The 26,176-nt window shown below is 73.2% G+C and carries 21 protein-coding genes and 2 pseudogenes; 10 read left to right on the top strand and 13 right to left on the bottom strand.

Features of this window, described 5'->3' with window-relative positions; translation table 11 throughout:
* The first annotated feature begins 28 nt into the window (after window positions 1-28).
* Window positions 29-968, top strand: a pseudogene (locus ACH47Z_RS36480) (NADP-dependent oxidoreductase).
* Window positions 969-1,112: 144 nt separating this feature from the next.
* On the top strand, window positions 1,113-1,493 hold the full coding sequence (locus tag ACH47Z_RS36475; protein ID WP_399081548.1) for an anti-sigma factor antagonist: 381 nt from the start codon (window positions 1,113-1,115) through the stop codon (window positions 1,491-1,493).
* 5 nt (window positions 1,494-1,498) lie between these two features.
* Here ACH47Z_RS36475 and ACH47Z_RS36470 read toward each other — a convergent pair whose 3' ends face one another.
* From ACH47Z_RS36470 to ACH47Z_RS36460, 3 genes are all read right to left on the bottom strand, one after another.
* The gene (locus ACH47Z_RS36470) at window positions 1,499-2,443 is read right to left on the bottom strand and encodes a ribose-phosphate diphosphokinase (RefSeq protein WP_399081546.1); all 945 of its coding nucleotides are present in this window, start codon (window positions 2,441-2,443) and stop codon (window positions 1,499-1,501) included.
* 42 nt (window positions 2,444-2,485) lie between these two features.
* Window positions 2,486-4,831, bottom strand: coding sequence for an ArnT family glycosyltransferase (locus ACH47Z_RS36465; RefSeq protein WP_399081544.1), 2,346 nt, complete (start codon window positions 4,829-4,831; stop codon window positions 2,486-2,488).
* 208 nt (window positions 4,832-5,039) lie between these two features.
* Complete coding sequence (locus tag ACH47Z_RS36460) at window positions 5,040-5,288, bottom strand: hypothetical protein (RefSeq protein ID WP_399081542.1); 249 nt, start codon at window positions 5,286-5,288, stop codon at window positions 5,040-5,042.
* Between the two features lie 65 nt (window positions 5,289-5,353).
* Between ACH47Z_RS36460 and ACH47Z_RS36455 the strand changes: the two genes are divergently transcribed.
* The gene (locus ACH47Z_RS36455) at window positions 5,354-6,370 is read left to right on the top strand and encodes a PHP domain-containing protein (RefSeq protein ID WP_399081540.1); all 1,017 of its coding nucleotides are present in this window, start codon (window positions 5,354-5,356) and stop codon (window positions 6,368-6,370) included.
* Window positions 6,371-6,493: 123 nt separating this feature from the next.
* On the opposite strand, the gene ACH47Z_RS36450 is transcribed toward ACH47Z_RS36455, so the two are convergent.
* The 4 genes from ACH47Z_RS36450 to ACH47Z_RS36435 form a co-directional block, all read right to left on the bottom strand.
* Window positions 6,494-7,372 (bottom strand): alpha/beta fold hydrolase, encoded by an 879-nt coding sequence (locus ACH47Z_RS36450; protein ID WP_399081538.1) that lies wholly within the window; start codon window positions 7,370-7,372, stop codon window positions 6,494-6,496.
* Between the two features lie 137 nt (window positions 7,373-7,509).
* Window positions 7,510-8,799 (bottom strand): ROK family protein, encoded by a 1,290-nt coding sequence (locus ACH47Z_RS36445; protein WP_399081536.1) that lies wholly within the window; start codon window positions 8,797-8,799, stop codon window positions 7,510-7,512.
* A 109-nt stretch (window positions 8,800-8,908) separates the two neighbouring features.
* Window positions 8,909-9,901 carry a phosphotransferase family protein gene (locus ACH47Z_RS36440; protein ID WP_399081534.1) on the bottom strand — a complete coding sequence of 331 codons (993 nt, stop codon included), beginning with the start codon at window positions 9,899-9,901 and terminating at the stop codon, window positions 8,909-8,911.
* Between the two features lie 19 nt (window positions 9,902-9,920).
* A complete protein-coding gene (locus ACH47Z_RS36435; RefSeq protein WP_399081532.1) occupies window positions 9,921-13,097 on the bottom strand; it encodes a cytochrome P450 in 3,177 nt (1,058 codons plus the stop codon).
* A gap of 259 nt (window positions 13,098-13,356) precedes the next feature.
* Here ACH47Z_RS36435 and ACH47Z_RS36430 point away from each other — a divergent pair, with 259 nt between their 5' ends.
* Both ACH47Z_RS36430 and ACH47Z_RS36425 read left to right on the top strand, forming a co-directional pair.
* Window positions 13,357-14,004, top strand: a complete 648-nt coding sequence (locus ACH47Z_RS36430; RefSeq protein WP_399081530.1) for a LuxR C-terminal-related transcriptional regulator — start codon at window positions 13,357-13,359, stop codon at window positions 14,002-14,004.
* Between the two features lie 206 nt (window positions 14,005-14,210).
* Window positions 14,211-14,705: an FBP domain-containing protein gene (locus ACH47Z_RS36425; protein ID WP_399081528.1), complete on the top strand. Its 495-nt coding sequence runs from the start codon at window positions 14,211-14,213 to the stop codon at window positions 14,703-14,705.
* A 23-nt stretch (window positions 14,706-14,728) separates the two neighbouring features.
* Here the strand turns inward: ACH47Z_RS36425 and ACH47Z_RS36420 are convergent, their stop codons facing one another.
* Window positions 14,729-15,724 carry a zinc-binding alcohol dehydrogenase family protein gene (locus tag ACH47Z_RS36420; RefSeq protein WP_399081526.1) on the bottom strand — a complete coding sequence of 332 codons (996 nt, stop codon included), beginning with the start codon at window positions 15,722-15,724 and terminating at the stop codon, window positions 14,729-14,731.
* Window positions 15,725-15,859: 135 nt separating this feature from the next.
* Here ACH47Z_RS36420 and ACH47Z_RS36415 point away from each other — a divergent pair, with 135 nt between their 5' ends.
* The 4 genes from ACH47Z_RS36415 to ACH47Z_RS36400 all read left to right on the top strand — a co-directional run bounded on the left by ACH47Z_RS36415 (window position 15,860) and on the right by ACH47Z_RS36400 (window position 20,311).
* Window positions 15,860-16,438: a CGNR zinc finger domain-containing protein gene (locus ACH47Z_RS36415; RefSeq protein WP_399081524.1), complete on the top strand. Its 579-nt coding sequence runs from the start codon at window positions 15,860-15,862 to the stop codon at window positions 16,436-16,438.
* A gap of 221 nt (window positions 16,439-16,659) precedes the next feature.
* Window positions 16,660-17,925: an aromatic acid exporter family protein gene (locus tag ACH47Z_RS36410; RefSeq protein WP_399081522.1), complete on the top strand. Its 1,266-nt coding sequence runs from the start codon at window positions 16,660-16,662 to the stop codon at window positions 17,923-17,925.
* 45 nt (window positions 17,926-17,970) lie between these two features.
* Window positions 17,971-19,011 carry a hypothetical protein gene (locus tag ACH47Z_RS36405; RefSeq protein ID WP_399081520.1) on the top strand — a complete coding sequence of 347 codons (1,041 nt, stop codon included), beginning with the start codon at window positions 17,971-17,973 and terminating at the stop codon, window positions 19,009-19,011.
* Window positions 19,012-19,117: 106 nt separating this feature from the next.
* Complete coding sequence (locus ACH47Z_RS36400) at window positions 19,118-20,311, top strand: lactonase family protein (RefSeq protein WP_399081518.1); 1,194 nt, start codon at window positions 19,118-19,120, stop codon at window positions 20,309-20,311.
* Here the strand turns inward: ACH47Z_RS36400 and ACH47Z_RS36395 are convergent.
* Both ACH47Z_RS36395 and ACH47Z_RS36390 read right to left on the bottom strand, forming a co-directional pair.
* Window positions 20,279-21,004, bottom strand: a complete 726-nt coding sequence (locus ACH47Z_RS36395) for a DUF2470 domain-containing protein (RefSeq protein ID WP_399081678.1) — start codon at window positions 21,002-21,004, stop codon at window positions 20,279-20,281. The genes ACH47Z_RS36400 and ACH47Z_RS36395 overlap by 33 nt on opposite strands.
* Before the next feature lie 92 nt (window positions 21,005-21,096).
* Complete coding sequence (locus tag ACH47Z_RS36390; protein WP_399081517.1) at window positions 21,097-21,702, bottom strand: TetR/AcrR family transcriptional regulator; 606 nt, start codon at window positions 21,700-21,702, stop codon at window positions 21,097-21,099.
* A gap of 121 nt (window positions 21,703-21,823) precedes the next feature.
* Here ACH47Z_RS36390 and ACH47Z_RS36385 point away from each other — a divergent pair, with 121 nt between their 5' ends.
* Window positions 21,824-23,389, top strand: a complete 1,566-nt coding sequence (locus ACH47Z_RS36385; protein WP_399081515.1) for a cytochrome P450 — start codon at window positions 21,824-21,826, stop codon at window positions 23,387-23,389.
* Here ACH47Z_RS36385 and ACH47Z_RS36380 read toward each other — a convergent pair.
* From ACH47Z_RS36380 to ACH47Z_RS36370, 3 genes and pseudogenes are all read right to left on the bottom strand, one after another.
* Window positions 23,351-24,196, bottom strand: coding sequence for a pentapeptide repeat-containing protein (locus tag ACH47Z_RS36380; protein WP_399081513.1), 846 nt, complete (start codon window positions 24,194-24,196; stop codon window positions 23,351-23,353). The genes ACH47Z_RS36385 and ACH47Z_RS36380 overlap by 39 nt on opposite strands.
* Window positions 24,197-24,230: 34 nt before the next feature.
* A pseudogene (locus ACH47Z_RS36375) lies at window positions 24,231-24,744 on the bottom strand (PIG-L deacetylase family protein).
* 30 nt (window positions 24,745-24,774) lie between these two features.
* Window positions 24,775-26,076: an alpha/beta fold hydrolase gene (locus ACH47Z_RS36370; RefSeq protein WP_399081511.1), complete on the bottom strand. Its 1,302-nt coding sequence runs from the start codon at window positions 26,074-26,076 to the stop codon at window positions 24,775-24,777.
* Between the last annotated feature and the right edge of the window lie 100 nt (window positions 26,077-26,176).

The raw sequence follows: 26,176 nt of genomic DNA, 5'->3' as shown, positions 1-26,176 counted from the left end.
GGCGCGGACCCGGGCAGGCTGAGTGACCATGAACGATGTGAACACCATGCGAGCCATCAGCCAGGACGTCCTCGGCGGTCCCGAGGTCCTGAAGGAAGTGCGGGTGGAGCGGCCCGAGCCGGGCCCGAACCAGGTGCTGGTCCGGGTGCGGGCCGCCGGGGTCAACCCCACCGACTGGAAGCACCGGGCCACCGGCGGCTTCCTGGGCGAGCCGCCGTTCGTCCTCGGCTGGGACGTCTCCGGCGAGGTCGCCGCGACCGGGACCGGTGTGGCCGCCTTCGAGCCCGGCGACGAGGTCTTCGGCATGCTGCCCTACCCGTACGGCCACGGCTCGCACGCCGAGTACGTGATCGCCCCGGTGCGCGCCCTGGTGCGCAAGCCGGTCTCCCTCGACCACACCCAGGCGGGCGCGCTGCCGCTGGTGTCCCTGACCGCCTGGCAGGCGCTGACCGAGCACGCGGATGTGCGGCCGGGACAGCGGGTGCTGATCCATGCGGCGGCCGGCGGGGTCGGGCACGTGGCCGTGCAGATCGCCAAGGCGCGCGGCGCGTATGTGATCGGCACGGCGAGCGCGGGCAAGCACGACTTCCTGCGGGAGATCGGCGTGGACGAACCGGTCGACCGACGTCACCGAGGCGGTGCGGGACGTCGACGTCGTCCTGGACACGCTCGGCGGGGACACCTCCGTGCAGTCGCTGAAGGTGCTGCGGCCGGGCGGTGTCGTGGTGTCGATCCTGCCGATCGGCTCCGCGGAGTTCCACGACGAGGCCGAGCGGCTCGGGGTACGGGCCGTGCGCATGCTGGTGGACGCCGACCGGGCCGGGATGGAGGCGATCGCGGGGCTGACCGAGTCGGGGAAGCTGAGGGCGACGATCGCCGGGACGTTCCCGCTGGCCGAGGCGGCGAAGGCGCACGCGTTGGGCGACACCGGCCGGACGACGGGGAAGCTGGTGCTGCTGGTCGACTGAGGGACCGTCACCGAGCAGTTTGTCGACACGTGCGAAACTCGGCGACATATGTCAATCGAACATGCTCAAATTCCTTCCATCAAGGGTAACTTGGCGATCGGGGAATGACCCCATGGCCGGGCGTGGGTGGGAGGTGAAGCGGCCGTGCCGGACGAGCGTGCACCCTTCCACCGCCACCTGCGCGTCTACGAGCACCGGGCGCACACGGTGCTGGAGCTGCGGGGCGAGATCGACCTGGTCTCGGCCACGGAGATCGGCCCGTTGCTGGACCGGTTCACCGGCCGCCCCGGCGCCCGGGTCGTGATCGACCTGCGGCCGGTGGAGTTCTTCGACTGCTCGGGGCTACGGCTGCTGCAGCGGGCCCGTGTGCGGGTGCAGGGCGGCGGCGGGCAGCTGTTCCTGGTGTGCGCGCATCCGCTGACCCTGCGCGTCCTCAGGGTCACCGGGCTGTCCCGGCTGCTGCCCGCACACCCGAGCCTGGACGCGGCCCTGGCCCGCTCCGAGGCCGCGTCCGGCTCGCTGTAGGTCCGCTACGACTGCTCGAACAGGGCACTGACGGACTCACCGTTGTGAATGCGCCGTACCGCCTCGGCCAGGGCGGGGGCGATGGACAACACCCGGAGCTTGTCCGTGTGTTCGGCCATCGGTACCGGCACGGTGTTGGTGCAGACGATCTCCAGCACGTCCGGCTGCTCGCTCAGCCGTTTGACGGCGCCGCCCGCGAACACGCCGTGCGTGCACGCCACCCGGATCGAGCGAGGAGCCGACTCCCTCAGCCTGTCGAGGAGTTCGACGACCGTGCTGCCCTTGGCGATCTCGTCGTCCAGCACGATGACGTCCCGGCTGGCGACATCGCCGATGACCGAGCTGATGCTCACCCGGTCGTCCGCGTACCGCTGTTTGGCGCCGGCCGCCACCTGTGCCCCGATCAGCCGGGCGAAGGCGGCGGCCTGCTTGGCGTTGCCGAGGTCCGGCGAGACGACCGTCGTACGCGTGAGGTCGTACCGGCGGAAGTGCGCGGCCAGTTCGCGCAGTGCGTGCAGGTGGTCCACCGGCACCGAGAAGAAGCCGTGCACCTGCGGGGCGTGCAGGGTCATGGCGAGGACCCGGCGGGCGCCGGCCGCCACCAGCAGGTCGGCGACCAGGCGCCCGCCGAGGGAGATGCGCGGCGCGTCCTTCTTGTCGGAGCGGGCGTAGGAGTAGTGCGGCATGACGACGGTGATCCGGGCCGCCGAGGCACCCCGGGCGGCGTCGCACATCAGCAGCAGCTCCACCAGGTGCTCCTGCACCGGCCGGACCAGCGGCTGGATCAGGAAGACGTCCCGTTCCCGGCAGTTGGCCTGAAGCTGCACCTCCAGGCAGTCGTTGGCGAACCTGCTGACCCGGGTCGGGCTGAGGGCCACCCCGAGGTGGGCGCAGACCTCCTGGGCCAGTTCGGGGTGGGCACTGCCGCTGAAGACGGCGATGTCTCGCACGATCCGCTCCTCGCATGACCGGTACGGGCTGCCGGGCTCATGCTACTGGCCGGGTCCGCAGCGGTAGAGCGTCTGCGCGTTCGCCATGATCCCGGCGAGCCCCGGCAGGGACGGGACCGCGGGGGCCGTGTCCGTGCCGCCGTAGGCCGAGGCAGGGACCCGGGCGCAGGTGGCCCGCACCCAGGCGGTGATCTGCGCGACGGCCGTGCTGCCCGGGGCCGCGTTCGCGGTGATCGCCTCTCCGGCGACCGTGCCGCCGGTGCCGTCCTCCGTCCTCCTGCCGTGGAAGCCCGCCGGCTTCTCGCCGTACCCCGGCAGGGAGCCCGTGCCCCGGCCGCCGCTCAGCAGCACGTACCGCACCTGGCCGGTGGCGACCAGCTGCTGGAACCGGGCCTCGGTCGGGAAGGGCACGCGGCCGCTGAAGCCGCCGAGCGGCAGGACGTGGGCGCCGGCCGCCAGGATGTACGGCGCCGCCGAGCTCCAGCCGCTGGTGGCGAACACATAGGCGGCGGAGCCCTGGTGGGCGCGGGTGTAGGCGAGCAGCCGGTGCTGGGTCGCGTTCAGTCCGCCGCCGGTGGCGGTGTTGCCGAAACCGCCCCAGGCACCGGAGCCGGCCCGGCTCATGCCACGCGTGCTGCCGCGGCTCGCCCGGCCGAGCGCCCCGCCGCCGGCCCATGCCGGCTGCCCGGACCGTCCGGCCCCGGCGGCCGCCGTGACATGGCTGCGGGCCACACCGTTCGGGCCGACCGAGCCCATGACGTTGGAGCGGTACGACGGAGTGAAAACCTGTACCGCCCACGCGCTCGGCGCGATGAGCAGGGCGGCCAGGCAGGCGGCGAGACCGGCGAACGCGAGCCGGCCGCCGGCGCGCGGCCGACCGGGCCGGGCCACGAGGAGCAGCGCCAGGCCGGCGAGACCGAGCACGGCCACGGTGGGCGGCAGCCAGGGCACGAACGACGGGAACTGCCCGGAGAGGTACGCGGCCCAGGCCGCCGTCGCCGCGACCGCGCCGGGCAGGACCCAGGCGCGGGGCCCGCCGGCCCGGTAGGCGCGCCACATCAGCACGGTCCCGGCGCCGGTGAGCGCGGCGAGCGGCACCGCGATCACGCCCATGTAGTACGTGTGCCCGGCGACGCTGCCTGCGCTGAAGACCAGGAAGTACAGGGCGAGCCAGGTACTCCACAGGACGTACCCGGCGCGCCCCCGGTCGGTGCGCGGCCGGCCCCGGGACCACAGCAGTCCGCACACCGCGGCGATCGCGGCGATCGGGTAGAACCAGCCGGTCTGGGAGGCGAGCGCCTTGTCGAACATCTTCGACCAGCCGTCCTGGTCGCCGCCGGGCCCGCCGGCCGCCTGGTACCGGCCCGCCGCCCCGGCGGCGGTCGAGCCGCGCAGGTCCCGGCCCGCTCCGGCGCCCTGCGCACCGCCCGCGCCGACGGCACGGTGACCGGACCCCTGGCCCGCCCGCTGCTCGGCGGCGCCGTGACCGCCTCCGCCGAACTGGCTGCTGACGCTGCCCGTGGAGGCCGCGTCGATGCCGAGCGAGGAGAAACGGGTCAGGAAGTTGTAGCCGACCACCATGCTGAACGCCGAGTTGTTGGTGGTGCCGTCCACATAGGGCCGGTCCTTGGCCGGAGTGAGGGTGACGGCGACCATCCACGAGGCCGACACGGCGGTCATCACCAGGGCGGAGAGGCCGAGGTGGGCCAGCCGCCTGCGCATCGGGAGCGGTGCCGAGATCAGGTGGACCAGCGCGAGCGCGGGCAGGATGACCCATGCCTCCAGCATCTTGGCCTGGAAGGCGACGCCGATCCACACACCGGCCATGACCAGCGGGCGCAGCCGGCCGGACCGGGCGGCCCGCTGGGTGGCCTCGGCGGCCAGCAGCAGGCACAGCGTGAACATGGGGTCCTCGACCGAGGTGCGGAACAGCCCGATCGCGACGGGCGTCACCACGAACACCGCGCCGGCGATCAGCGCCGCGTGCACCCCGGCCCAGCGGCGCACCAGGCGGTACAGCACCAGCAGGCTTGCCACGCCCTCCAGGACCTGGGGAAGGGTCACCGACCACGGATGGAATCCGAAGATGCGGGCGGACAGCGCCTGCGGCCACAGGAATCCGGGCAGTTTGTCGAGCGTGATGGAATTCCCGGGGTCGAAGGAGCCGTAGAAGAAGGCCTTCCAGCTCTCCGTCATGCTGTGGACCGCGCTCGCGTAGAACGTGTGGTACTCGCTGCGCTGGATGCCCCAGGTGAAGAGCACGGCGGCGAGCACGATGAGGACCAGCAGCGCGGGGCGGGCGTACGCGGGCTCACCCTGGGGTGATCTCCATGGTGGGCGACGGACGGCACCGGTGGGGACGGCTGCGTCGAGGACGTTCGTGGCCATGCGCAGCAGTCTTCGTCACCGAAGACGTCCGCAACGCCGATGAGGCTCCCTTTCAAGGAAACTCTCACCGCTCCCAGGCTCATTCTTTAACCGCATGAGATCGCAATTACGCCGGTCAGGTGAATTCCTTACCCAGGGCGTGACCGATCCATGACTGGCAGGGCGTCAGAAACAGGTCCCGTACCAGGGTGTTGCCGCCGGACGTGGCTCAGTGGCGCAGCGTCCAGGTGTACTTGTCTCCGCCGACCCAGCGGACCACGTCCGGGTCGTCCATGTCGTGAATGGCGACGCCGTAGGAGGCGGCGGTCTCCAGTACGTCGGTGACGTTCCTGGCCTCCCCGATCACCTGACCGTCGATCTCCATGATCCGGAAGGGCGGCTCGCCCGGTTTGCCCTTGCACACTCCGAGCACGAGGACCCGTGGATGGGAGATGTGGGGCACTCCTTGTTCGGTCATGCAATAGAGCCTAGAACCGTGCCGTTCCCCGCGCCCCTCGCGGGCGCCTGGTCCAACCTGGGTGCATGGATCCCCTCGCCGCCCTGGACCGGATCGCCTTCCTGCTGGAGCGGTCGCTCGCGCCCACCTACCGGGTGAAGGCCTTCCGTACCGCCTCCCGCACGCTGGCCGCACTGCCCGAGGGCGAGGTCGCCGAGCGGGCGGCGGCGGGGACGCTGGAGGCGCTGAAGGGGGTCGGGCCAAAGACCGCGCAGGTGGTGCGGGAGGCGCTGGCCGGTCAGGTGCCCGGTTATCTGCGCACGCTGGAGGCGGAGAGCGGGATCGCGCCACCCGAGGGCGCCGGTGCGCGGTTGCGGGCGCTGATCCGCGGGGACTGTCACACCCACTCGGACTGGTCCGACGGGGGCAGCCCGATCGAGGAGATGGGCCGGGCGGCGGCCGCGCTCGGGCACGAGTGGACGGCCCTGACCGATCACTCCCCGCGGCTGACCGTGGCCCGTGGTCTGTCTCCGGAGCGGTTGCGGGAGCAACTGGAGGAGGTGGCGGAGCTGAACGCGCGCTGGGCGCCGTTCCGGCTGCTCACCGGCATCGAGTGCGACATCCTCGAGGACGGCTCGCTGGACCAGGAGCCCGAGCTGCTCGAGCGGCTGGACGTGGTCGTGGTGTCGGTGCACTCCAAGCTGCGGATGGACGCCCGCTCGATGACCCGGCGGATGGTGGCCGCCGTACGGAATCCGCACGCGGACGTGCTCGGGCACTGCACCGGGCGCCTGGTCACGGGGCGGGGGCGGCCGGAGTCGGAGTTCGACGCGGACGCGGTGTTCGCCGCGTGCGCCGAGTCCGGTACGGCCGTGGAGATCAACAGCCGTCCCGAGCGGCTGGACCCGCCCCGGCGGCTGCTGCGCGGGGCCGTTGCCGCGGGGGTGCTGTTCTCGGTCGACACCGACGCGCACGCCCCGGGCCAGCTGGACTGGCAGATCCTCGGCTGCGCGCGGGCCGAGGAGTGCGGGGTGCCCGCCGAGCGGGTGGTGACCACCTGGTCGGCCGACGAGCTGCTGGCCTGGACCCGGGAGGGCCGGTGACACAGGTCACGGACCGGCTCGGAACAGCGGAGGATGGTTGTCCGTTAAACCAAGCGTGGGTGAGCCCACCGCCAGACCGCCCCGGTCGTGATTCCCCCGTCACGGCCGGGGCTTTCTCTTGGCTCACCGCCCGCCCGCGCCCTCACCGGCAAGCTCGACGGTCCGTACGGCGCCGGCCTCGATGTAGTCCCGCAGGTCGGCCGTGAGCCGGGCCGCGTGGGTCACGAACAGGCCGTGGCCGCCGTTCTCGTACACCTTCAGGGTGCCGTCCGGCACCAGCCGGGCCACCCGCTCGCCGGTGAGGGCCAGCGGCGCGGAGGTGTCGTGGGTGCCGTGCACGACCAGTACCGGCAGGTCCAGTCCGGGCAGTTCGGCGGCGATGTCCAGGCCGGCGACGACGGACCGGACGCCGGTCGAGGCGCGGGGCGAGGCGACCATGCAGCGGTCGATCAGATGGCGGACGTAGGCCGGGGAGACGTCGTTGCCGGGCTGCTGGACGGCGAAGAAGTCGTCCGCGAAGCGGGTGAACCAGGCGGCCCGGTCGCGCCGGAAGGACTCCTCGTCGGCGCGGACGAGGGCGGGGTCGAGGCCCTCCGGGAGGTTCGGCGAGCGGACGATCCCGGGGCTGACCCCGGCGACGAGGACGGCGCGGTCCACGCGTGCGGTGCCGTGTCGGGTCAGGCAGCGGATCACCTCGGCGGTGCCGACGGAGTGCCCGACGAGGGTGACCCCGCCGAGGTCGAGGTGGTCGAGCAGGCCGTACAGGTCGTCGGCGAGGGTGTCGAGGTCGTAACCGGACCAGGTGTCCTCGGAACGGCCGTGGCCCCGCCGGTCCAGCGCCACGCAGCGGAAGCCGGCCTCCGCGAGCGGCAGGGTCTGGTACTCCCACATCTCGTGACCGAGGTAGGCGCTGGCGACGAAGACGGCGACGGGGCCGGTCGCGGGGCCGTGGTCGATGTAGTGCAGGCGGGTACCGTCGACGGGGCTCTCGAAGTACGGCATGGGGTGCCTCCTCGGCTGTCGGGACCAGGTGCGACGCTGCTCGGTCGCGCTGACGTCACCGATACTCCCCGGATCCCGCGCACGGGTCGATTACCTGCCATGTCATGGCCGTACCCCTGGCCCGTGCCGGGGTCCGCTCAGCGCGGGGAGCGCTCCCGCAGGGCGGCGCGCCAGGCCGGCAGGCGGTCCTCGGCGACCGGTTCGGGACGGCGGCCGCCGCTGGCGAAGAAGTCGGCCAGCGGCAGGATCGCGGCGCCGACGGTGACCGCGTCGGGGCCGAGCCGACCGAGGTCGATGGTGACCTTGTCGGCCGGGTGGCGCAGCGCGTACGTCGCCGCGTGGCGGCGTACGGCGGGCAGGAAGCGGGTGCCGAGCTGGAGCCCGGCCCAGCCGCCGACGATGATCCGCTCGGGCTGGAAGAGATTGATCAGGTCGGACAGGCCCGCGCCGAGGTACTCGGCGGTCTCCTCCAGGACGGCGAGGGCCACCGGGTCGGTCTCGGTGCCCTCGGGCGGGTAGGCGGCGGCCAGCATCGCGGTGAGCGCGGTCTCCTCGTCCGTGTCCCCTGGCGGCCGGCCGCCCGCCTCGCGCCAGCGGGCGAGCAGCGACTCGGCGCCCGCGTAGGCCTCCAGGCAGCCGGGTGCCCCGCACCGGCAGCGCCGCCCGCGCACCCGTACCGTCAGATGCCCCCACTCCACGGCCCGCCCGTGCTCCACCTCCGGGGTGACCAGGCAGGCGCCGACGCCGGAGCCGAAGAGCACGACCACGGCGTTGCGGGCGCCGCGTCCCGCCCCGAACCACATCTCGGCCTGGCCCAGGGTCTTGGCGCCGTTGTCGATGAAGTACGGGATCTCGTCGGGGAGCCGGGAGGCCGAGCGGAGCAGTTGTTCCAGCGGTACGGCGTCCCAGCCGATGGTCTGGCCGTGGACGACGGCGCCCCGGTCCGGGGTGTGCTCGACGATGCCGGGAACGCCGACGCCGACACCGAGCAGCCGCTCGGGCGCGGCCTGTTCGGCGCCGAGGACCTCGGCGATGCCGTCCCGGATGTGGCCGGCGATCACCTCGGCATCGTAGCCCTGGGGTGCCAACGGGCGTTCGGTGCGGGCGAGTTCGGTCAGAGCCAGGTCGAACAGCTCGACCCGGACGCGGGTTTCGCCGACGTCGACGCCGATCATCTGTCCGCTGTGCGGGGCGACGCGCAGCAGGGTGCGCGGCCGGCCGCCGTCGGAGTCGACGCTGCCGGCCTCCTCCACCAGACCGTCGGCGATCAGGTCGGCGACCACGTTGCTGACCGAGCCGGAGCTCAGGCCGGTCGCCGGGCCCAGCTCGAACCGGCTGAGCGGGCCGTCGAAGTACAGCTTCTGCAGCACGGCCGTGCGGTTGCCCCGCCTGAGGTCGCGTACCGTGCGTCCGTTCCGCCCCGCCATGCGGCTCCCTTCACGAACCCTGCCCGACCTGCAACATACCCCTTCGGGCAGCCGGAACGCGACTTTCCCGCCGTCTTATTTCATGCTCTGATCTAAGGAATGGATCCCGTTATGCGTCACGCGTGAGCCGTGCGACGTCGTCCAGCGCGGCGACGAGGTGGGGCGCGACCGTCTCCCGGACCCACCGGACATGGGCCTCCCCGGCCTGCCGCGGAACCGTCTCGACCAGCATGATCAGGTACAGATAGGCACGGTACAGGGCGAGCCGGATCCGCTCCGGGCGATCGAAGACGACCCGGCCGCCGCCCTCCCGGTACCCGGTGAGGAAGTCCTCGTCCTGCTCGATGTCGCCGAGCAGGGCCAGGGAGACGAAGTCGGCGACCGGGTCGCCCCAGAACATGCGCTCGCCGTCGATGAGCCCGCCGATGCGGGGTCCGTCGGAGGTGCGGTGGACCAGGATGTTGCCCTGCCACAGGTCGAAGTGGACCGGGCGCGGGACGGTGACCTCGTCCAGGGCGCCGTGTCCGGCCGCGAGCACCCGGGCCGCCTTGTCGGCGGGGAGCGGCAGTTCGGCGGCGTAGCGGCGTGCGTCGTCCAGGATGGCGCCGAGCATCGCGGTGAACGCCGTACGCCAGTCGGGGACGAGCGGGCCGAGCGCGCCGGAGGGATAGCCGAAGGCGGGTCCGGTGATCCGGTGCAGCCGGGCCACCTGGGCGCCCAACTCCCGGCGCAGGACTGCCCGTTCGGCCTCCGACAGGGAGTCGTCCCAGGGAGTGCCGGGGCAGCGGGTCTGGAGGGTGTGCCGTACGGCGGGACCGTCGTCGGTGTGGACGGTGCGCGGTGCGGGGACGCCGGCCTCGGCGGCGGCGCGGCAGAACTCCGTCTCGGCGGCGAGGAGCCGGGACTCGTAGCGGAGCCCCGGCCCGGTCGGCGCGGTCTTCAGGACGTAGCGGCCGCCGTCGGTGAGCCGCAGTTCCTCGACGGTGTTGTAGGTGCCGCCGCTGAGCGGGCGCACCCCGGCCAGCCGGGCGGGTGCGAGGCCCGCCGCGGCCAGGACCCGCAGGGCCCGCTCCTCGGATTCCCCGGCCTTCGCGTCCTCCACCGCGCCCCTCCCCCGCGGCTCAGCCGGCCGCGTACACGTCCTCGACGTAACGCCCGTCCGCCACCAGCGAGTTCAGCCAGTGTTCGGCCGCCGTCTCGTCGGCGTGGGAGCGTTCCCGGTACAGGGTACGGAACGCCTCGCGCACACCGGGTGCCATACGGGAGCCGTCGCCGCAGACGTGGATCCGGGCACCGGAGTTCAGCAGGCCCCAGATCTCGTCGGCCTCGGCGGCGATGCGGTGCTGGACGAACAGGGCGCCGTTCTCCGGCGCGGCGCTGAAGGCCGGGCGCAGCGAGACGGCACCGGCGTTCTCGGCGGCCCGCAGTTCGTCCGCGTGCAGGAAGTCGGCGTCGGGGGCGTCGCAGCCGAAGTACAGCAGCGCGGGCGGGAGTTCGGCACCCGTGGCGCGGGCCGCGACGCGGTCGGCGACGGCGCCGCGGAACGGGGCGAGTCCGGTGCCGGCGGCGATCATCACGACCGGCGCCGAGCTGTCGATCCGGAAGACCTCGCGGCAGGGCTGGAGGCGGGCGTACACGGTGTCGCCGGGCTTCAGGGCGGCGAGGTGGCCCGACCCGGTGCCCCGGTAGCGGCCGCGACCCGAACGGGCGGGGGCGTCCAGCACGGAGACCATCAGGTCGACCTGGCCCGTGTCGACGGCCGGTGAGGAGGAGACCGAGTAGTGGCGGGGCCGCAGCGGGGTCAGCAGGTCGAGCAGGAGCGGCCAGCCTAGGGCGCCGCGCAGGGCGGGGTGGTCCTCGACGATTTCCAGCAGGGTACGCGGCTCCTCTGCGGTGACGGCGGCGAGGGCGGCGCGCTCGGGCGGGCAGGGATTGGCCTCGGCGAGCAGGGCCAGCTGCCGGGCGGTCGGCCGCTCCTGCAACTCGACGTGCCGCGTGAACAGTTGACGCACAGTCAGTGGCCGGTCCACGGCGAGGCCGTCGCGGCGCGGGCGGGTGGCCCGGATGTCCAGCACGGCGTCGGGGTCGAGGCCGAACGCGGCGACGGCGCGGTCCACCGGCTCCGGGGCGTTGGCGGGGAGCACGGTCAGGTGGTCGGCGGTGCGGTAGGTGACACCTTCGGGCAGGGCGACGCGCAGGAACCGCTTGGTGCGCGGGTACGCGAGCGCGGTGAGGTCGTACGCCTCGGTGACGGTCATCGGGACCAGGTCGTGGCGCTCGGCGAGGGCGTCCAGCGGGCCACCGGTGAGGGTGCGGACCTCGTAGGCGTGGGCGGGTTCGTCCGCGCTCCGCGGTGTGGCGTCGGGGTCGCCGTACTCGGTCAGCAGGGCGGTGCGCAGGCGGGCGGTGAACTCCCGTACGGTGCCGGTGAGATCGCCGGAGGCGTCGGCGGCGGCCCGCTCGGTCAGCCGGGTGGCGCCGAGTTCGGCGAGGCGGGCGTCGACGCGAGTGGGGACCTGCTGGTAGGTGGCGGCCCAGTTGCGGTCGCCGACGCCGAGGACGGCGTAGATCACACCGGTCAGGTCGGAAGTGCCCTGCAGCCAGGCGGTGAAGGCACCGGCGTCGTCGGTGGGGCGGCCGTTGTAGGAAGCGGCGGTGATGACGACGGGCCGGTCGGTGGGCAGCCCGTCCGCGTACGCGTCCAGGGCGGCGACCTCGGTGGCGCAGCCCACGGCGGCGGCCTCGTCGGCGAGCTGGGCAGCGAAGGCGCGGCAGGTGCCGTAGTTGCTGCCGTGCAGGAACAGGGCGCTGGTGCCGGGGCGGACGCGGGCCGGCAGGGTGCCCGAGGCCACGGTCTGGTCGGCCTGCGCGGGGGCGGTGCCGGGCAGCGGGGCGTGGACGCGGTCCGCGGGGGTGCGCGGGGTGAGCGTGAGGGTGAAGCCCTCGGGCTTGAGGGTGAGGGTCTCCTTGACGTGGAGCCGGTAGTCGGCGTGGTCGTGCAGCCGGTAGCGGTGGACCAGCATCGCGAGCAGCATGATGGCCTCGTGCAGCGCGAACTGCCGCCCGATGCAGGCGCGTTCCCCGGTGCCGAAGGGCTTGAAGGCGTGCACCGGGCGGGCCGCCTCCGCCTCGGCGGTGAACCGCTCGGGGTCGAAGTGCTCCGGGTTGTCGCCCCACACGGGCTGGCGGTGCAGCATCGGCGCAAGCACGGTGACGGCCTGCCCGGCGCGCAGCGGAATGCGGCCGCCGAGCAGGGTGTCCTCGCGGGCCCTGCGGCTGAAGGCGGCGGCCGTCGGCCACAGCCGGAGCGCCTCGTTGAGGACCTGGCGGGTGTAGGTGAGCCGGCCGATGTCGTCGTACGACGGCTCCGGGTCAGGGTTGTCGCCCCACAGCGCGTCGGCCTCGCGCTGCACCAGCCGCAGCACGGCGGGGTGCTTGGCGAGGTAGTACAGGGCGAAGGACATCGCGCCGGAGGTCGTCTCGTGGCCGGCGATCAGGAAGGTGATGACCTGGTTGCGGATGTTGGCCGCGTCCAGGGTGGTGCCGTCGGCGGGGTGCGGCGCGCTGAGCATGAGTCCGAGCAGGTCCTCGGCGCCGCTCTGGTCGGTGCCGGCGCGGGAGGCGATGACGTCGTCCACGACCCGGGCCAGGTAGTCGGCATCGCGGCGGAAGGCGGCGTCGGCGGCGGAGTGGTCCTCGCCGGGGGTGCGGGCCAGGCGGGTCATGCTCCACTCCAGGCAGCGGACCATGGACTCCACGAAGGGGTGCGGATCGTCACGCTCGAAGGAGCCGAAGTCGTAGTCGAATCCGGCCAGTCCGATGGTGTCGAGGGTCATGCGGGTCATGTCGTCGGGCACGTTCACGGCCCGCCCGTCGCGGGCCGCGCGGTCCCAGGAGTCGATGAGCCGGCGGGCCACCCTGAGCATGACCGGGTGGTAGGTGCGCATCGAGCCGAGCGCGAAGGCGGGCATCAGGATGTCGTGCGCCTTGGCCCAGTTGGGCTCGTCGTTGTACGCCGTGAACAGGCCGTCGGCCGCGAATGCGCGCACGTTCTCCAGGGCGGGCCCGATGTGCTTGGCGAACCGCTCCTCGTCGGCGAGGTCCGCGACCAGGTCGGCGTCGGCGACGAACATCACGTCCCGGCCGTGCAGCCGGCGCACCAGCACCGGGCCGTGGCCGCGCATCAGCTCCATGACCTGCTGAATGGGGGTGCGGCCGGGACCGGTGGCGGTGATGTCGACGACGGGGACGCCGGGCAGGGGTCCGGCCGGATCGGGGTGCGGTGCGGTGGGGGGCATGGCGCGACAACTGCCTTTCGCGGTAACGGAGTACTCGGGGTAACGGAGTACCGCGTTCCAGGGTGGGCGAGCGGCGGCGCGTGCCCGTGCCCCGGCACTACACGTTTCCGCAGTCAAAACTTGGTTGCGGGGCTTGCGCCGGGCACGGGTCCGGGGCTCGGAGGCGCGGGCGGCGGTTTGCCGCTGACCTGGATGTTCGTCTTGGATGAGTTCGGGTGAGCCTGGACGAGGTGGTGGCTCGACACGTCGGGAGGTGGGCATGGACCTGGGGCGGGCCGACGCGGTCGTCTGGCGCAACCGGGCCCTGATGGTCTTCGACCGGGTGTCGGTGCCGGTCGCGGTGTGCGATGTGTACGGCCTGGTGGTGCTGGCGAATCCCGCGATGGCCGCGGAGTGCGGTACGACACCGGGGCGGCTGCGCGGCCGGGACGTACTGGGGCTGTTCCGCCCGCAGGAGGCCGGCCAGGTGGAGCGGATCGCCGAGGCACTGCGGCTGCGGCACCGCTCGCGCTACCAGGTGTCGGTACGCTGGCGCGCGCCCGGCGGGGCGGAGCGGTTCGGAGAGCTGACGGCGGACCCGGTGAGCGACACCGTGGACGAGACACCGGCCCTCCTGGTGATGCTGCGGGTGCGGGGCGAGTGCGCGCCGCCCGCACCGGAGCCGGCGGCCCGGGTCACCCCGGTGGAGGGCCGGGTGCTGGCCCTGCTGGCGGGCGGCGCGAGTACGGCCACCGCCGCCCGCGAACTGGGCCTCAGCAGGGACGGCGTCACCTATCACCTACGCCGGCTGTCCGCCCGCTGGAACGCGGCCAACCGCACCGAACTGGTCGCCCGGGCCTATGCGTTGGGGGTTCTCGCGCCGGGGGTGTGGCCGCCGGAGGCGGGGGTGCGGGAGGCACCGGAGTAGGGCGCGTCGTCGGCTGCGGGTGCGTGGGGGTTGCTCGTGCCCGCGGTCGAGCCGGGCGTCGCCCGTCCTGGGGGTGGCTGCAGCCCGTACCGGAAATCCATTGGCCCACCCTCCCCATGGCTACATACGCTAGCCGTAAACCTAGACATCCTAGGTACGGCAGGACGCCGGACCGCATCCCGAACCGATCCCGAAGGACTTCCCCCATGAAATCGCTCACCGAGCAGGACATCCGCGACTCCTTCGTCAACTGCTCGAAGGGGGAGGCCAAGCGGCTGGCGGTCCCACGCGACCTCGGTGAACGCCCCTGGGACGACCTGGACTTCCTCGGCTGGCGGGATCCGGGCGCGCCTGACCGCAGCTATCTCGTCACCGAACGGGACGAACGACTCATGGGCGTCGCCCTGCGTTTCCAGGCCTCGCAGCGCGGGTTCCTGCACCGCAGCATGTGCTCGGTGTGCCTGACCACGCATCCGCGCGGCGGGGTGTCGCTGATGACCGCACGGAAGGCGGGACCGGCGGGACGCGAGGGCAACTCGGTCGGTCTGTACATGTGCACCGACCTGGCGTGTTCGCTGTACGTGCGGGGCAGGAAGATCCCGGAGTCGGGCATCCGGATCGAGGAGAGCCTGACGCTCGAGGAGCAGATCGCCCGCGCCACGGGCAATCTGCACGCGTTCCTCGACAAGCTGTACGTCTGAAGCCCCAGGGCCCGACGGCCGGTTCACTCCACCCTGAGCACGATCTTGCCCCGGTTGTCCCGGCTCTCCAGCCGTTCGTGCGCGTCGCGGGCCCGCTCGAGCGGCAGCACGGTCTCGACCGGCACCCGGTAGGCGCCGGCGGCCGCGCGCTCGGCGAGTTCACGCAGGTCGGGGCGGGGATCGTAGCCGCCGTGGAGTTGCAGGTTGGTGAGCTGAAAGCCGAGGATCGCGATGTTCTTCGGGTAAAAGTCGCGGGTGTCCAGGGTGCTCGGGGCCAGGGCCACGTTGGCGAGGGAAACGACCCGGCCGCCGTGCGCGGTCTCGCGCAGGCTCCGCCCGAGGGAGTCGCCGCCCACGGTGTCGAGGACGACGTCGGCACCGCGTCCGCCGGTGAGCCGCAGCACCTCCTCGACCTCCCCGTCACCGGCGTACCGGGAGGTGTCGACGACGTCGGACGCCCCGAACTTCCCCGCCCATGTCGCCCGTTCGGCCGACCTGGCGAGGGCGACGACCCGGGCGCCGGCCTCGGCGGCGATCTGCACGGCCGCCGTGCCGACCCCGCTCGCGGCGGCCTTGACCACGACCGTCTCCCCCGCGGTGATCCGGGCGAGGCTGCGCAGGCAGTACCAGGCGGAGAGCCAGGCGATGGGCAGGGTCGCCGCCTCGACCGGGTCCAGGCCGTCGGGCAGCGCGACCACCTGGCGGGCGGACACCGCGGCCAACTCGGCGTAGTAGCCGGGTGACTCGGCGCCGTTGAACGCGATCACCGGCTGCCCGACGCGGAATCCGGTGACTCCTTCGCCCAGCGCGGCCACGGTGCCGGCCGCCTCCGCGCCCGGGATCAGCGGGGGCCGCCCGGCCCGGTGGTAGGAACCGGCACGCAGCAGCGCGTCCGCGCGGTTCACGCCCGCCGCCGCGATCCGCACCAGCACCTGCCCCGGGCCGGGCACCGGGTCCGGCACCTCCGTCGGCACCAGCACCTCGGGCCCGCCGAACTCCTCGATCCGCACCGCTCGCATGACACACCCACCCCTGCTCGGAAGACTCCGGCGCCGCCCCATGCCGACACCGGTTGAAGTGGTGTCACTTTGCGACACTGCTTCAACCGGTGTCAAGAAACCTCATGAAATGGTGTCGCGCGGTAGGCTGCCGCCATGAGCCAGCCAGCGGAGTCCGCACTCGCCTTCCCCTTCTTCGGCGGCCGCCCGTGCCTCGACTTCGTCGCGACGCTCGGCAAGCGGCACGCCACCCCCGTCGAACGGATCCCCGACCCCGCTGCCTTGGCGCGCTGGATCACCGAGGCGGGCCTGGCGGTGGGGGACGAGCCGATCACGGTCGGCCCACGCGACCTCACCGGGGCGCGCGCACTGCGCGAGGCGGTGTACGGCGTGCTGCGGGCGGCGATGGCCGGGCGCGAGCCGGAGGTCGCGGACGTGGCGCTGGTCAATGAGGTCGCGGCCCGGCCCGACCTCGCGCCCCAGCTGGGCCCCCGGCGCTGGGCGGCCCGCCAACCGGCCCGCGCCGCCCTCGCCACCGTGGCCCGCGACGCCGTCCTGCTGGTCGGCGGCCCACTGCTGGACCGCGTCAAGGAGTGCGGCAACCCCGACTGCTCCCTGCTCTTCCTCGACGACTCCCAGGCCCGCCGCCGCCGCTGGTGCTCCATGGACCGCTGCGGCAACCTGGCGAAAGTCGCCGGCTACCGCTCACGCAACCGCGCGGCATCGGGGTCGTAGCCCTGGGGCTCCCGGTGGGTCGGCGAGCGCGTCGTAGACCCCGGCCCTCCGACCATCGCGGCGCGCCCTACACCCCAGGTCCCCCGCACACCCCGGACACCCGACCGTGCGACGACCGCACCACCGACCTCAGCCCCCCGACCAGGCAGCATGCGCCTCGTGGACCCAGGCCCCCGACCGGGTGCGTTCGGCGGGTGCCGGGAACGGGAACACGGCAAGGGATGCACGTCGTACGGAAGTGGTCCGCGGGACTGCCGCGCCTGCTGGAGCGCCGGCGGGAGCCGGTGGTCGTCCAGACGCTGCGGTCGGCGACGGCGGCGACGATCGCCTACGTCGTAGCCCTCCGGCTGAGCCCCGAGCCGGCGCCCCTCACCGCGCCCCTGACCGCGCTGCTGGTCGTCCAGGTGACCTTCTACGCCACCCTCACCAACGGCATCCGGCGGGTGAACTCGGTGGTGGCCGGGGTGCTGGTCGCCATCGCCTTCAGCGTGCTGGTGGGCCTGACCTGGTGGAGCCTGGCGCTGCTGATCGTGGCCGCGCTGGCCGTCGGGCACCTGGTGCGGGTCGACGAGTACGTGGCCGAGGTGGCGATCAGCGCCATGCTGGTGCTCGGGGTGACCACCGTCGGGTTCACCGCCTGGGCGCGGATCGTGGAGACGCTGATCGGCGCGGTCGTCGGCACGGCCTGCAATCTGCTGCTGCCGCCCCCGGTGTGGGTGGAGGAGGCGGGCCGCTCGATCGAGGACCTGGCACGCCGGTTGCGGCAGCTGATGCTGCGGATGGGTGAGGAGGCCGCGGGCGGAACCCCGTGGCAACGAGCGGCCGAGCGGCTGCACGAGGCACGGCTGCTGGACCAGCACATCGCCCAGGTGGACGCGTCGCTGCGGCAGGCCGAGGACAGCCTGCGGCTCAACCCGCGGGTCAAGGAGGGGCTGCTGCACCGGGTGGTGCTGCGCACCGGCCTCGACACGCTGGAGATCTGCACGGTGGTCCTGCGGGTGCTGGCCCGTTCCTTCACGGATCTGGCGAAGGCCCGCGGGTCCGAGGAGCTGTTCCCGTCCGGGGTCGGGGCGACCGTGGCGCAGCTGCTGTCCGAGATCGGCGACGCGGTGGTCAGCTTCGCGGTGCTGGTCACCACCCATCTCAGCGAGAACGCCGAGTCGGCCGAGGCCCGTCTGACGGCCGAGCTGCACACCGCGGCCGGCACCCGCGACCGGCTGGCCGAGCTGCTCCGGGAGGAGGTCGGCAGGGACTGGTCGAACTGGCAGCTGCTCGGCGCCGTGCTCACCGAGGCGAACCGGATCATCGACGAGCTGAACACCGAGCACCGCACCCGCCGCCTGCTGGAGGAACTGGACAAGGTCTCCCGGGAGCACCGGGCCAAGCTGCCGCGCATGACCCGGCTGCGGGAGCGCCTCGGCGTCCAGGACGAGCTGTGGCGGAACCGTACGGGGTTCGGCGAACGTGAGGGGGAACGATCTCACTGACGGTGAGCGTTCTCACCGTACGAGCGAGGCGAGGGGGACGACCGGATGGCCGGGGCACAGGTGCGGATCGACGGAAACAGGCTGCTCCTGCCGGGCGGGGCGGTGGTGCGGTTCATCCGCACGCTGCGGCTGCCCGAGACGGGCACGCATCCGCTGCCGCCGGGGCTGGGCGAGTTCCCGGTCCGGCGGATCGCCGACCACGCCGACCGGGTGCCCGAGGAGTGGCGGGCGCGCGGCGGAGTGATGCTGCCGATGTATCTGCGCGAGGCGATGTGGTTGAGCTTCTCCGGGACGACGGAACCGGCCGCGCTCCAGGTCGGCGTCGGGAAGGTGTGCGCGGTCTCCGGCAAGCCCTGGAGCGACCGCCTCACCCGCGATCCGCAGAACTACGTCGCGCTCCCCCGCCAGCCCTGGCTGGACGGCATCAACTCCGGCAAGGGGACGGTCCGGCAGTTCGTCGCGGTGCCGCTGGGGCTCGGCGCGACGGTGGAGGGGCAGGTCACCGGCGAGGAGGCGTGGGGCGGGGTGCAGCTCCAGTCGTTCGCGCTGCGGGACGACCTGCTCGCCGAGTGGCGGCGCCGTGAGGAGGAGCAGGCGGCGTCCCGGCGCAGGGCCCTGGCGGCCGGGCCGTCGGGCGGGTACGGCGCGCCGATGATGATGTCCGCGCCGAGTCCGGCCGCGCCCGGTGCCGCGGGGCCCCTGCCCGCCGCCCTGGGTCTCGGGGTCGGCGGCTCGATGCGCCAGGAGGTGTACCGGGACGACCGGCCGCTCACCGACTGGTCCGAGCAGCCCGCCGGGCGCGTGTTCGTGCACCTGGTCACGCCGCCCGACTGGCGGCGCATCACGGGCGAGGCGCCCCCGCCGTCACCGGTGGACCGGGCGGCGTACACGAGCGCGGGACTGCCCTGGTACGACTACTACGACGCCGACGCCGGGGATCTGGCGCCCACGGACACGCTGGAAGCGGTCAAGCCGGTCGGTGACTGGCTCGGGGACGACCTGGACCCCTGGCAGGCGCCGTCCGCCGGCCAGGTGCAGCCGCTGAAGGACGCCCCGGGCAAGCCGGTGGAGGACGGCGAGTGGTGAATCGGGTTGCGTTCCGTGCAATCGCCGTTGCCTTGCTTGCCGTTGACGGCCGGCCGGGGCCAAGGTGGCTGTCACGACCGGGGCGAGTGACGACCTGAGGTGCGGCATGGGCACGGAGGAAGCGGCGGGGAGCGGGCGCTGGAGCAGGCGCCGGTTCGTCGGGGCCGTGGCGGGCACGGCGGCCGTGGTGGCGGTGCCGTCCCCGGCGGCCCCGCCGGCCGGCCCGGCACCGGCCGGCGGACATCCGCCTGCTGACGACCCACCGACTCGGCCCCGCCCTCTGTACGTCGGCACCTACACCTCCGTCGACGGCGGCGGCACCGGCATCGGGCTGGTCGCGTACGACCCGGTGACCGGCCTGATCACCGGGTCCGGCACGCTCACCGGGGTCCCCGACCCGTCGTATCTCGCGGTGCATCCGGACGGGCGCACGCTGTACGCGGTGGACGAGCGGACCGACGGCGCGGTGACGGCCGTACGCCTCGCGGACCGGCGGATCCTCGGCACCCGGAGGACGGGCGGCGCGGGCCCCTGCCATCTGTCGGTGCATCCCTCCGGGCGCTGGCTGCTGAGCGCCGACTACGGGTCGGGCAGCGTGGCCGTGCACCCGATCGACGCCTCGGGTGCCCTCGGCGAGCGCACCGACCTGGTCACGCACACGTCGCCGGCTCCGGGACCGGGTCAACAGGGGCCGCACGCACACCAGTTCATCACCAGCCCGGACGGCGGCCATGTCCTCGCGGTCGACCTCGGCACCGACACCGTCTACACCTACCGCCTGGACGAGGCCCAGGGCACGCTCACAGAGGTGGCGCAGGCGCACACCCGGCCCGGGGCGGGACCGCGTCATCTGACCTTCCATCCCGGCGGGCGGTACGCGTACCTGGCCAACGAGGTGGACGACACGGCCGCCGTCTGCGCCTACGACCCCGCCTCCGGGCGTCTGGCGATCGGCGCGCCACAGTCCACGGGGGCGGAGGGCGGCGCCACCAACTACCCGGCGCAGTTCGCGGTGACGGCGAACGGCCGGTTCGCGTTCCTGGCCAACCGGGGCCACAACAGCCTCGCGCGGTACGCGGTCGAGGCCGGTGGCGCCCGGCTGCGACTGCTCGGCACGGTGCCGGTGGGCGGGGACTTCCCCCGGCAGATCGCCCTCTCGCCGGACGGGGCTCTGCTGTTCGCGGCGAACCAGCGCTCGGGGACGGTCACCGTCTTCCACGTCGACTCCTCGGCCGGCGAACTCACCCCGGCCGGCGAGCCGTTCGCCTCACCGGTCGCCGTCTGCGCGCTGCCGCTGTAGCGCCCGGGGGCAGCCGGCGGCGCTCGCCTGGGCAAGGAGGGCGTGCATGCGCTCGGTGAGCTGGGTGACGTCGTCGGCGGGGGTGTGGAAGGGCAGGCGTACGTCGCCGTGGGCGCGGGTGCGCTCGATGCGCAGGGTCAGCCCGTGCCGGTCGACGGCGAGGGGCAGCACGCGGGTCGCGGCGTGCAGGCTCTCGGGTCGTACCAGGCGGGTGAGCCGCTCGACGGCGTCCGGGTGGGCGTCGGCGAGGTGGGTCAGCAGCCGGGCCTCGGCGCCGGCGAGGGGGTCGGGCCGGGCGGCGGCGAACTCGTCGAGGTCGACGACCACGGCCCCGGACGACTGTCGCAGCACCACCCGGGTGGGCCGGAACAGCAGCTCGCCGGCGTCCGCGGCGAACCAGCCCGCCAGATAGAGCCGGGCCCGGATCCGGCCCCGCAGCGGTACGGGGGCGACGTCGGCGAACTCCAGCACGGCGGACGGCTCCTGGCGCGGGGCGCAGACGGCGGCGGTGAGCAGGGCGCTGTCGTCGGGCACCGCGAGCCGTACGGCGCCGTCGTCGGTCACGGCGTGCGCGCCGACGTACTCCTCGCGGGCGCCGTCCGCGGTCACCGCGCACGACCAGGCGACGGCGAGCACCGATCGCGCCCGTTCCGCCGCGCCGGGTGCGGCCGTCCAGTCCTGCGTGTCACCCATCCCGTCACCCATCCCGAAACCTCCTTAGGTAAGCCTTGCCTAACCTATCGGAGATCGGGACGTGCGCCAACCACTCCCCTACTCAAGGGGGACTAGGCGATGACCCCCAGGAGCGCCCGCGCGCACAGATCGCGCACCTGCTCCTGGCTCAACTCCCCTTCGCGCAGCCACTCCAGACACACGGCGGTGGTGAAGGCGAGCCAGCCGCGCACGGCGAGCCGCACATGGGGAGCGGTCTCGAGGGCGGGCCCGAACTCGGGGTCGGCGGCGAGCGCGGCCAGGATCTGCTTCTCCTGGGCGGCCAGGGCCCGCTGATACACCCGGCGCACGGCCTGGTCGCCGGCCGCGTCGGCGCGATGGAAGGCCCGGAAGCCATGGGCGTGGGCGCGGACGTAGCCGAGGTAGGTGTCGAGGCCGGCGGCGAGCTGCTCGCGCACCGGCACGCCCGGCTCGGCCGCCGTCATGCGCAGCATGCGCTCACTCTCGCGCTCCACGACCGCCGCGAAGAAGTCCCGCTTGGTCGGGAAGTAGTGGTACAGCAGGCCCCGGGAGACCCCGGCGATCTCGGCGACCTGCTCGATCCACACCTCGTCGTAGGGGCTCTCCGAGAACAGCTTCGCGCCGACCGACAGCAGCTGCTCACGGCGTTCCGCCGTACTGAGTCTGCGCCGGGCTCGCTCCCCCTGGTTCGCGGGCATGGCGCCACTTTACTTGACGTCGGTTCAACAAGCGGACCAGACTGGCACCGGTTATTGAACTCACGTACAACACGTGGGCGGCACGGCTCAACAGTTCGCTGGATCAAGGGAGATCGGCGTCATGGCGGAGACGACGCACACCGGAGAAACCGAACTGCCCAGGGGTTTCCGCAGCGCCGGGCTGGGCTGGCCGGAGCTGGACCGCATCCCGCATCCGCCACGCCGGGTGCCGCTGCTCGGCGACGTCCTCGGTGTGAACCGGCGCACCCCGGTGCAGGACTCGATGCGCCTCGCCCACGACCTGGGCCCCATCTTCCGGCGGCGGGCCTTCGGCAAGGAGTTCGTGTTCGTCTGGGGAGCGCGGCTCGCCGCCGACATCGCCGACGAGTCCCGGTTCGCCAAGCACGTCGGGCTCGGGGTGGCCAATCTGCGGCCGGTCGCCGGGGACGGACTGTTCACCGCCTACAACCACGAGCCGAACTGGCAACTGGCGCACGACGTCCTGGCGCCCGGCTTCAGCCGGGAGGCCATGGAGGGCTACCACGGCATGATGCTGGCGGTCGCCGACCGGCTGACCGCCCACTGGGACCGGGAGGCGGCCGCCGGGCGCACGGTGGACGTGCCCGGGGACATGACCAAGCTGACCCTGGAGACGATCGCACGCACCGGTTTCGGGCACGACTTCGGCTCCCTCGAGCGGGACCGCCCGCACCCCTTCGTCACCGCGATGATCGGCACCCTCACCTACGCCCAGCGCCTGAACAGCGTGCCCGCACCGGTCGCCCCGCTGCTGCTGCGCGCCGCCGCCCGGCGCAACGCGGCCGACATGGCCCACCTCAACCGCACGGTCGACGACCTGGTCACCGCCCGGCGCCGGTCCGGGCGGGGCGACGGCGACCTGCTGGACCGGATGCTGGACACGGCCCATCCGGAGACCGGCGAGAAGCTGTCGCCGCAGAACGTCCGCAGGCAGGTGATCACCTTCCTGGTGGCGGGCCACGAGACCACCTCGGGCGCGCTCTCCTTCGCCCTGTACTACCTCGCCCGCCACCCGGAGATCGCCGCCCGCGCCCGTGCCGAGGTCGACCGCGTCTGGGGCGACACCGACCAGCCCGGCTACGACCAGGTCGCCAAGCTGCGCTACGTCCGCCGGGTGCTGGACGAATCGCTGCGCCTCTGGCCGACCGCCCCCGCCTTCGCCCGCGAGGCCCGCCAGGACACGATGCTCGCCGGCGACCATCCGATGCGCCGGGGCGCCTGGGCCCTCGTCCTGACCCCGATGCTGCACCGCGACCCCGAGGTGTGGGGCGAGGACGCCGAGCGCTTCGACCCGGACCGCTTCGACGCGAGCGCCGTACGAGCCCGTCCCCCGCACACGTTCAAGCCCTTCGGCACCGGTGCCCGCGCCTGCATCGGCCGCCAGTTCGCCCTGCACGAGGCAACCCTCGTCCTCGGCCTGCTGCTCCGCCGCTACGACCTGAAGGCCGACCCTGCTTACCAGCTGAGGGTCACTGAGCGCCTGACGGTGATGCCGGAGGGGTTGCGACTGGGGTTGCACAAGCGCCCCGAAGGGGCGCGGGGCTGTGCTCAATCTGCGGCTACCGCCGCGTGGGCGCGAGAAACCACAACGGAGCCACAGCCGAACATCTCACCCGCTGGTTGCCCAATGCGCCGGCCGGCTGACTGACCCCGGCAACCGAGTACCGGCACTGCCCCGCGCAGCATTCACCTGCGGCTGGGTGAGAAAGAACGCGCCGGTGAGGTCCGCATCACTCAAGTCGGCGTCCCGCAGATCCGCACCGATCATGTCCGCATCGCGCAGATCCGCACCGGTGAGGTCCGCTGCGATGAGATACGCGCCCCGCAGACTCGCCCCGCGCAGGTCGGCGCCGCGGAGCCGGGCCCCGATGAGGTCCGCGCCCCGCCGGTCCTTCCCGCCGCCCTTCCCCTTGCCCTTCTTGCTTCCCGCGCGGGCCAGTTCGCTGGTGCGCAGCAGGAGCACATTGACCTGCTGCCGGTGCGCCGCGACGTCCAGCGCGGCCAGTTCCTCGGGGGTCTGCCGGGTCAGCCGCTCGGTCTCCGCCAGCGCCCTGCGCAGATCGGCGTGGACGGGCCGGGCCGCGGGCAGGCCGAGCGCCTCGGTCAGATACCAGAGCAGCTCGTGCAGCTGCCGTACGACCGGGAAGGCGTCGAACATCCGGCGGGTGTGTTCCTTGGACCCGGTACGCCAGTCCTGCCCGCCGAAGGTGACCTGCGAGACCTTCTGTCCGGCGCCGAAGCAGTCGTAGACGGTGCAGCCGGTGAAGCCCTTCTTCCGCAGATCGGCGTGGATGCCGCAGCGGTGGTCGCCCTGGAGGTTCGGGCACGGCGTGCCGGCCGGCTTGTCGCGTGCGAAGTCGGCGGACCTGGCGAAGGGCAGGGCGACACAGCACAGCCCGAAGCACTGGGCGCAGTCACCGCGCAGGTCGGAGAGGTCGGCTATCAGTTCCGGCATGACGACAAGCCTACTGACCTGCGGAAGCGCTCGGTCATCGGCTGAAGACCTCGAAGGTCACCGCCGGCATGTCGCCGAAGCGTGCGGCGTTGGCGGTGGTCTGCGTGGTCGGGACGTCGCGGACGTGCGTCTCGGGGTCCTGGTCGGTCAACGCCTCGATGTAGGTGCGGTGTTCGAGCAGCGAACGCCGTTCCAGGGCTCCGGGTGGCCCGGCCCACGGCAACGTGGTCCGGGGTGTTCCAGGCGAAGTCGCCCCAGGTGTCGCCGTCCCGGTGGTCGAGGAACTCCACGGTGCCGACGCCGACCACCGCCGCACTGGCCCGCTGCTCGCGCTCGTGCGACGGACCGCAGGTGGCGGGGTCGAGGCTGTCGATGCCGGCCTCGCCGCGGGGCGCCGGTACGTAGGTGACGTCGCGGCCGGATTCGGTCCAGGCGGCGACGGCAGCGGAGCAGCCGTACTCCAGGTCGTCGGGGTGGGCCACCACGGCGAGGGCGCGCTGCCAGTCGGCGGGCATGGGCTGGAGTTGGCTGATCTTCGGCTCGGTCATGGGCGGCACACTGATCCGGCGCCCGGCGCTTTACGCCTCGTCCCGCGTCAACGCCAACAACCGGTCCAGCACCCTCGGCGCCCCCGTCCGCAGCCCATCGTGCTCGAACTCGTCGGTCACCCACGTCCGCAAACCACGGATGGCCCGCGCGGTCTCCAGGGAGTGGGCCGTGTCGACGTACATGTCGTCGTGGTAGATCGCGGCGGCGACCGGCACCTCGTTGGCGGCGAGCCGGGCCGGGTCGTACAGCGGGTGCCAGTCGGGGCGGGCGGCGAGCAGGTCGGCCGTCTCGCGCAGCGGGCGCAGGGCGGGGTCGGTGTCGAACATCCAGGGGTGGATCGTCTCGCCGGTGAAGAGGACCGGGGCGTCGCCCGCGAGGGCCTTCGCCGCGTCGAACTGGGGGAACTCGGCGCGGATCCGCTCGGCGGCCCAGGCGGTGGGGCGGGCGCCCTGGCCGTAGATCGACTCGTGGACGAGGGCGTAGAGGGGGTGGCCGGCGTACGACAGCAGAGTCTGGGCCTGCTCCTGGAAGGCGTCGGACAGCTCCGGGCCGCCCGGGGTGCGCACGAAGGCGTCCTCCAGGAGGTGGTGCAGCCGGTGGCTGCCGTCGCTCGCGCCGAGCATCAGGCCCAGGGACTGGAAGGCCTCGGCCGTGAACCGGTAGCCGTTCGGCAGGACCACCTCGTGCGTGAGGAGGTGGTCCGCGATACGGCGGGCCCGCTCGACGTCCTGCGGATAGCGGGCGTAGTGCGCGGTGACCTTGCGCTCGATGCGCGGGTAGGCGGCGCGGTAGACGTCGTCGGCGTGGGCGCGCAGGGAGGGCAGGCCGCCGGTGATGACGGCGGCGGTGAGACCCTCGGGGGCGAGGGAGAGGTACGACACCGTGCAGAAGCCGCCGAAGCTCTGGCCGAGCACGGTCCAGGGGGTGCCGCCGGTGACCTCGAGGCGAACGGCCTCGCAGTCCCGGACGATGGAGTCGGCGCGGAAGTGGGCGAGGTAGGCGGCCTGCTCGGCCGGGCCGCCGCGCAGCGGGAGCGTCTGTCGGGTGGCGGGCGTGGAGCTGCCGGTGCCGCGCTGGTCGAGGAGGAGGACGCGGTAGTCCTTCAGGGCGCGGTCGAGCCAGGCCTGACGTCCGACGAAACGATTCGCCCCGAAGCCGGGTCCGCCCTGGAGGTAGAGCAGCCAGGGCAGGTCCTGCCCGGCCTTGTCGCTCGCGACCACCTCACGGGCGTACAGCTCGATGGTCTCGCCGCCCGGGTCGGCATGGTCGAGGGGCACGGTGAAGCGACGGTCGGTGAGGACGACACCAGGCTGGCGGTAGCTGAGGCTCAACGGGGCTCCGTAAGTTGTTGGGTGGCCCGGGAGGGTCGGATGTGGCTGAACAGGGCTTGCCTTCAGTGGTTCCCCAGGAGTGGCCGTCCGGCTCTCCTGG

Source organism: Streptomyces sp. NPDC020192, from assembly GCF_044388685.1.
In the GTDB taxonomy this organism is placed as follows: domain Bacteria; phylum Actinomycetota; class Actinomycetes; order Streptomycetales; family Streptomycetaceae; genus Streptomyces.
Note: the sequence above shows the minus strand (reverse complement) of the source record. Positions and strands in the feature narration are given on the sequence as shown.

Coding starts and splice junctions, on each gene's coding strand:
- ACH47Z_RS36445 (WP_399081536.1), bottom strand. CDS start 8,799: ATGGCGGGGCGGAACGGACGCACGGTACGCGACCTCAGGCGGGGCAAC.
- ACH47Z_RS36460 (WP_399081542.1), bottom strand. CDS start 5,288: ATGACCGAACAAGGAGTGCCCCACATCTCCCATCCACGGGTCCTCGTG.
- ACH47Z_RS36465 (WP_399081544.1), bottom strand. CDS start 4,831: ATGGCCACGAACGTCCTCGACGCAGCCGTCCCCACCGGTGCCGTCCGT.
- ACH47Z_RS36405 (WP_399081520.1), top strand. CDS start 17,971: ATGGCCGGGGCACAGGTGCGGATCGACGGAAACAGGCTGCTCCTGCCG.
- ACH47Z_RS36410 (WP_399081522.1), top strand. CDS start 16,660: ATGCACGTCGTACGGAAGTGGTCCGCGGGACTGCCGCGCCTGCTGGAG.
- ACH47Z_RS36430 (WP_399081530.1), top strand. CDS start 13,357: ATGGACCTGGGGCGGGCCGACGCGGTCGTCTGGCGCAACCGGGCCCTG.
- ACH47Z_RS36425 (WP_399081528.1), top strand. CDS start 14,211: ATGAAATCGCTCACCGAGCAGGACATCCGCGACTCCTTCGTCAACTGC.
- ACH47Z_RS36435 (WP_399081532.1), bottom strand. CDS start 13,097: ATGCCCCCCACCGCACCGCACCCCGATCCGGCCGGACCCCTGCCCGGC.
- ACH47Z_RS36395 (WP_399081678.1), bottom strand. CDS start 21,004: ATGGGTGACACGCAGGACTGGACGGCCGCACCCGGCGCGGCGGAACGG.
- ACH47Z_RS36420 (WP_399081526.1), bottom strand. CDS start 15,724: ATGCGAGCGGTGCGGATCGAGGAGTTCGGCGGGCCCGAGGTGCTGGTG.
- ACH47Z_RS36380 (WP_399081513.1), bottom strand. CDS start 24,196: ATGCCGGAACTGATAGCCGACCTCTCCGACCTGCGCGGTGACTGCGCC.
- ACH47Z_RS36415 (WP_399081524.1), top strand. CDS start 15,860: ATGAGCCAGCCAGCGGAGTCCGCACTCGCCTTCCCCTTCTTCGGCGGC.
- ACH47Z_RS36390 (WP_399081517.1), bottom strand. CDS start 21,702: ATGCCCGCGAACCAGGGGGAGCGAGCCCGGCGCAGACTCAGTACGGCG.
- ACH47Z_RS36400 (WP_399081518.1), top strand. CDS start 19,118: ATGGGCACGGAGGAAGCGGCGGGGAGCGGGCGCTGGAGCAGGCGCCGG.
- ACH47Z_RS36455 (WP_399081540.1), top strand. CDS start 5,354: ATGGATCCCCTCGCCGCCCTGGACCGGATCGCCTTCCTGCTGGAGCGG.
- ACH47Z_RS36450 (WP_399081538.1), bottom strand. CDS start 7,372: ATGCCGTACTTCGAGAGCCCCGTCGACGGTACCCGCCTGCACTACATC.
- ACH47Z_RS36385 (WP_399081515.1), top strand. CDS start 21,824: ATGGCGGAGACGACGCACACCGGAGAAACCGAACTGCCCAGGGGTTTC.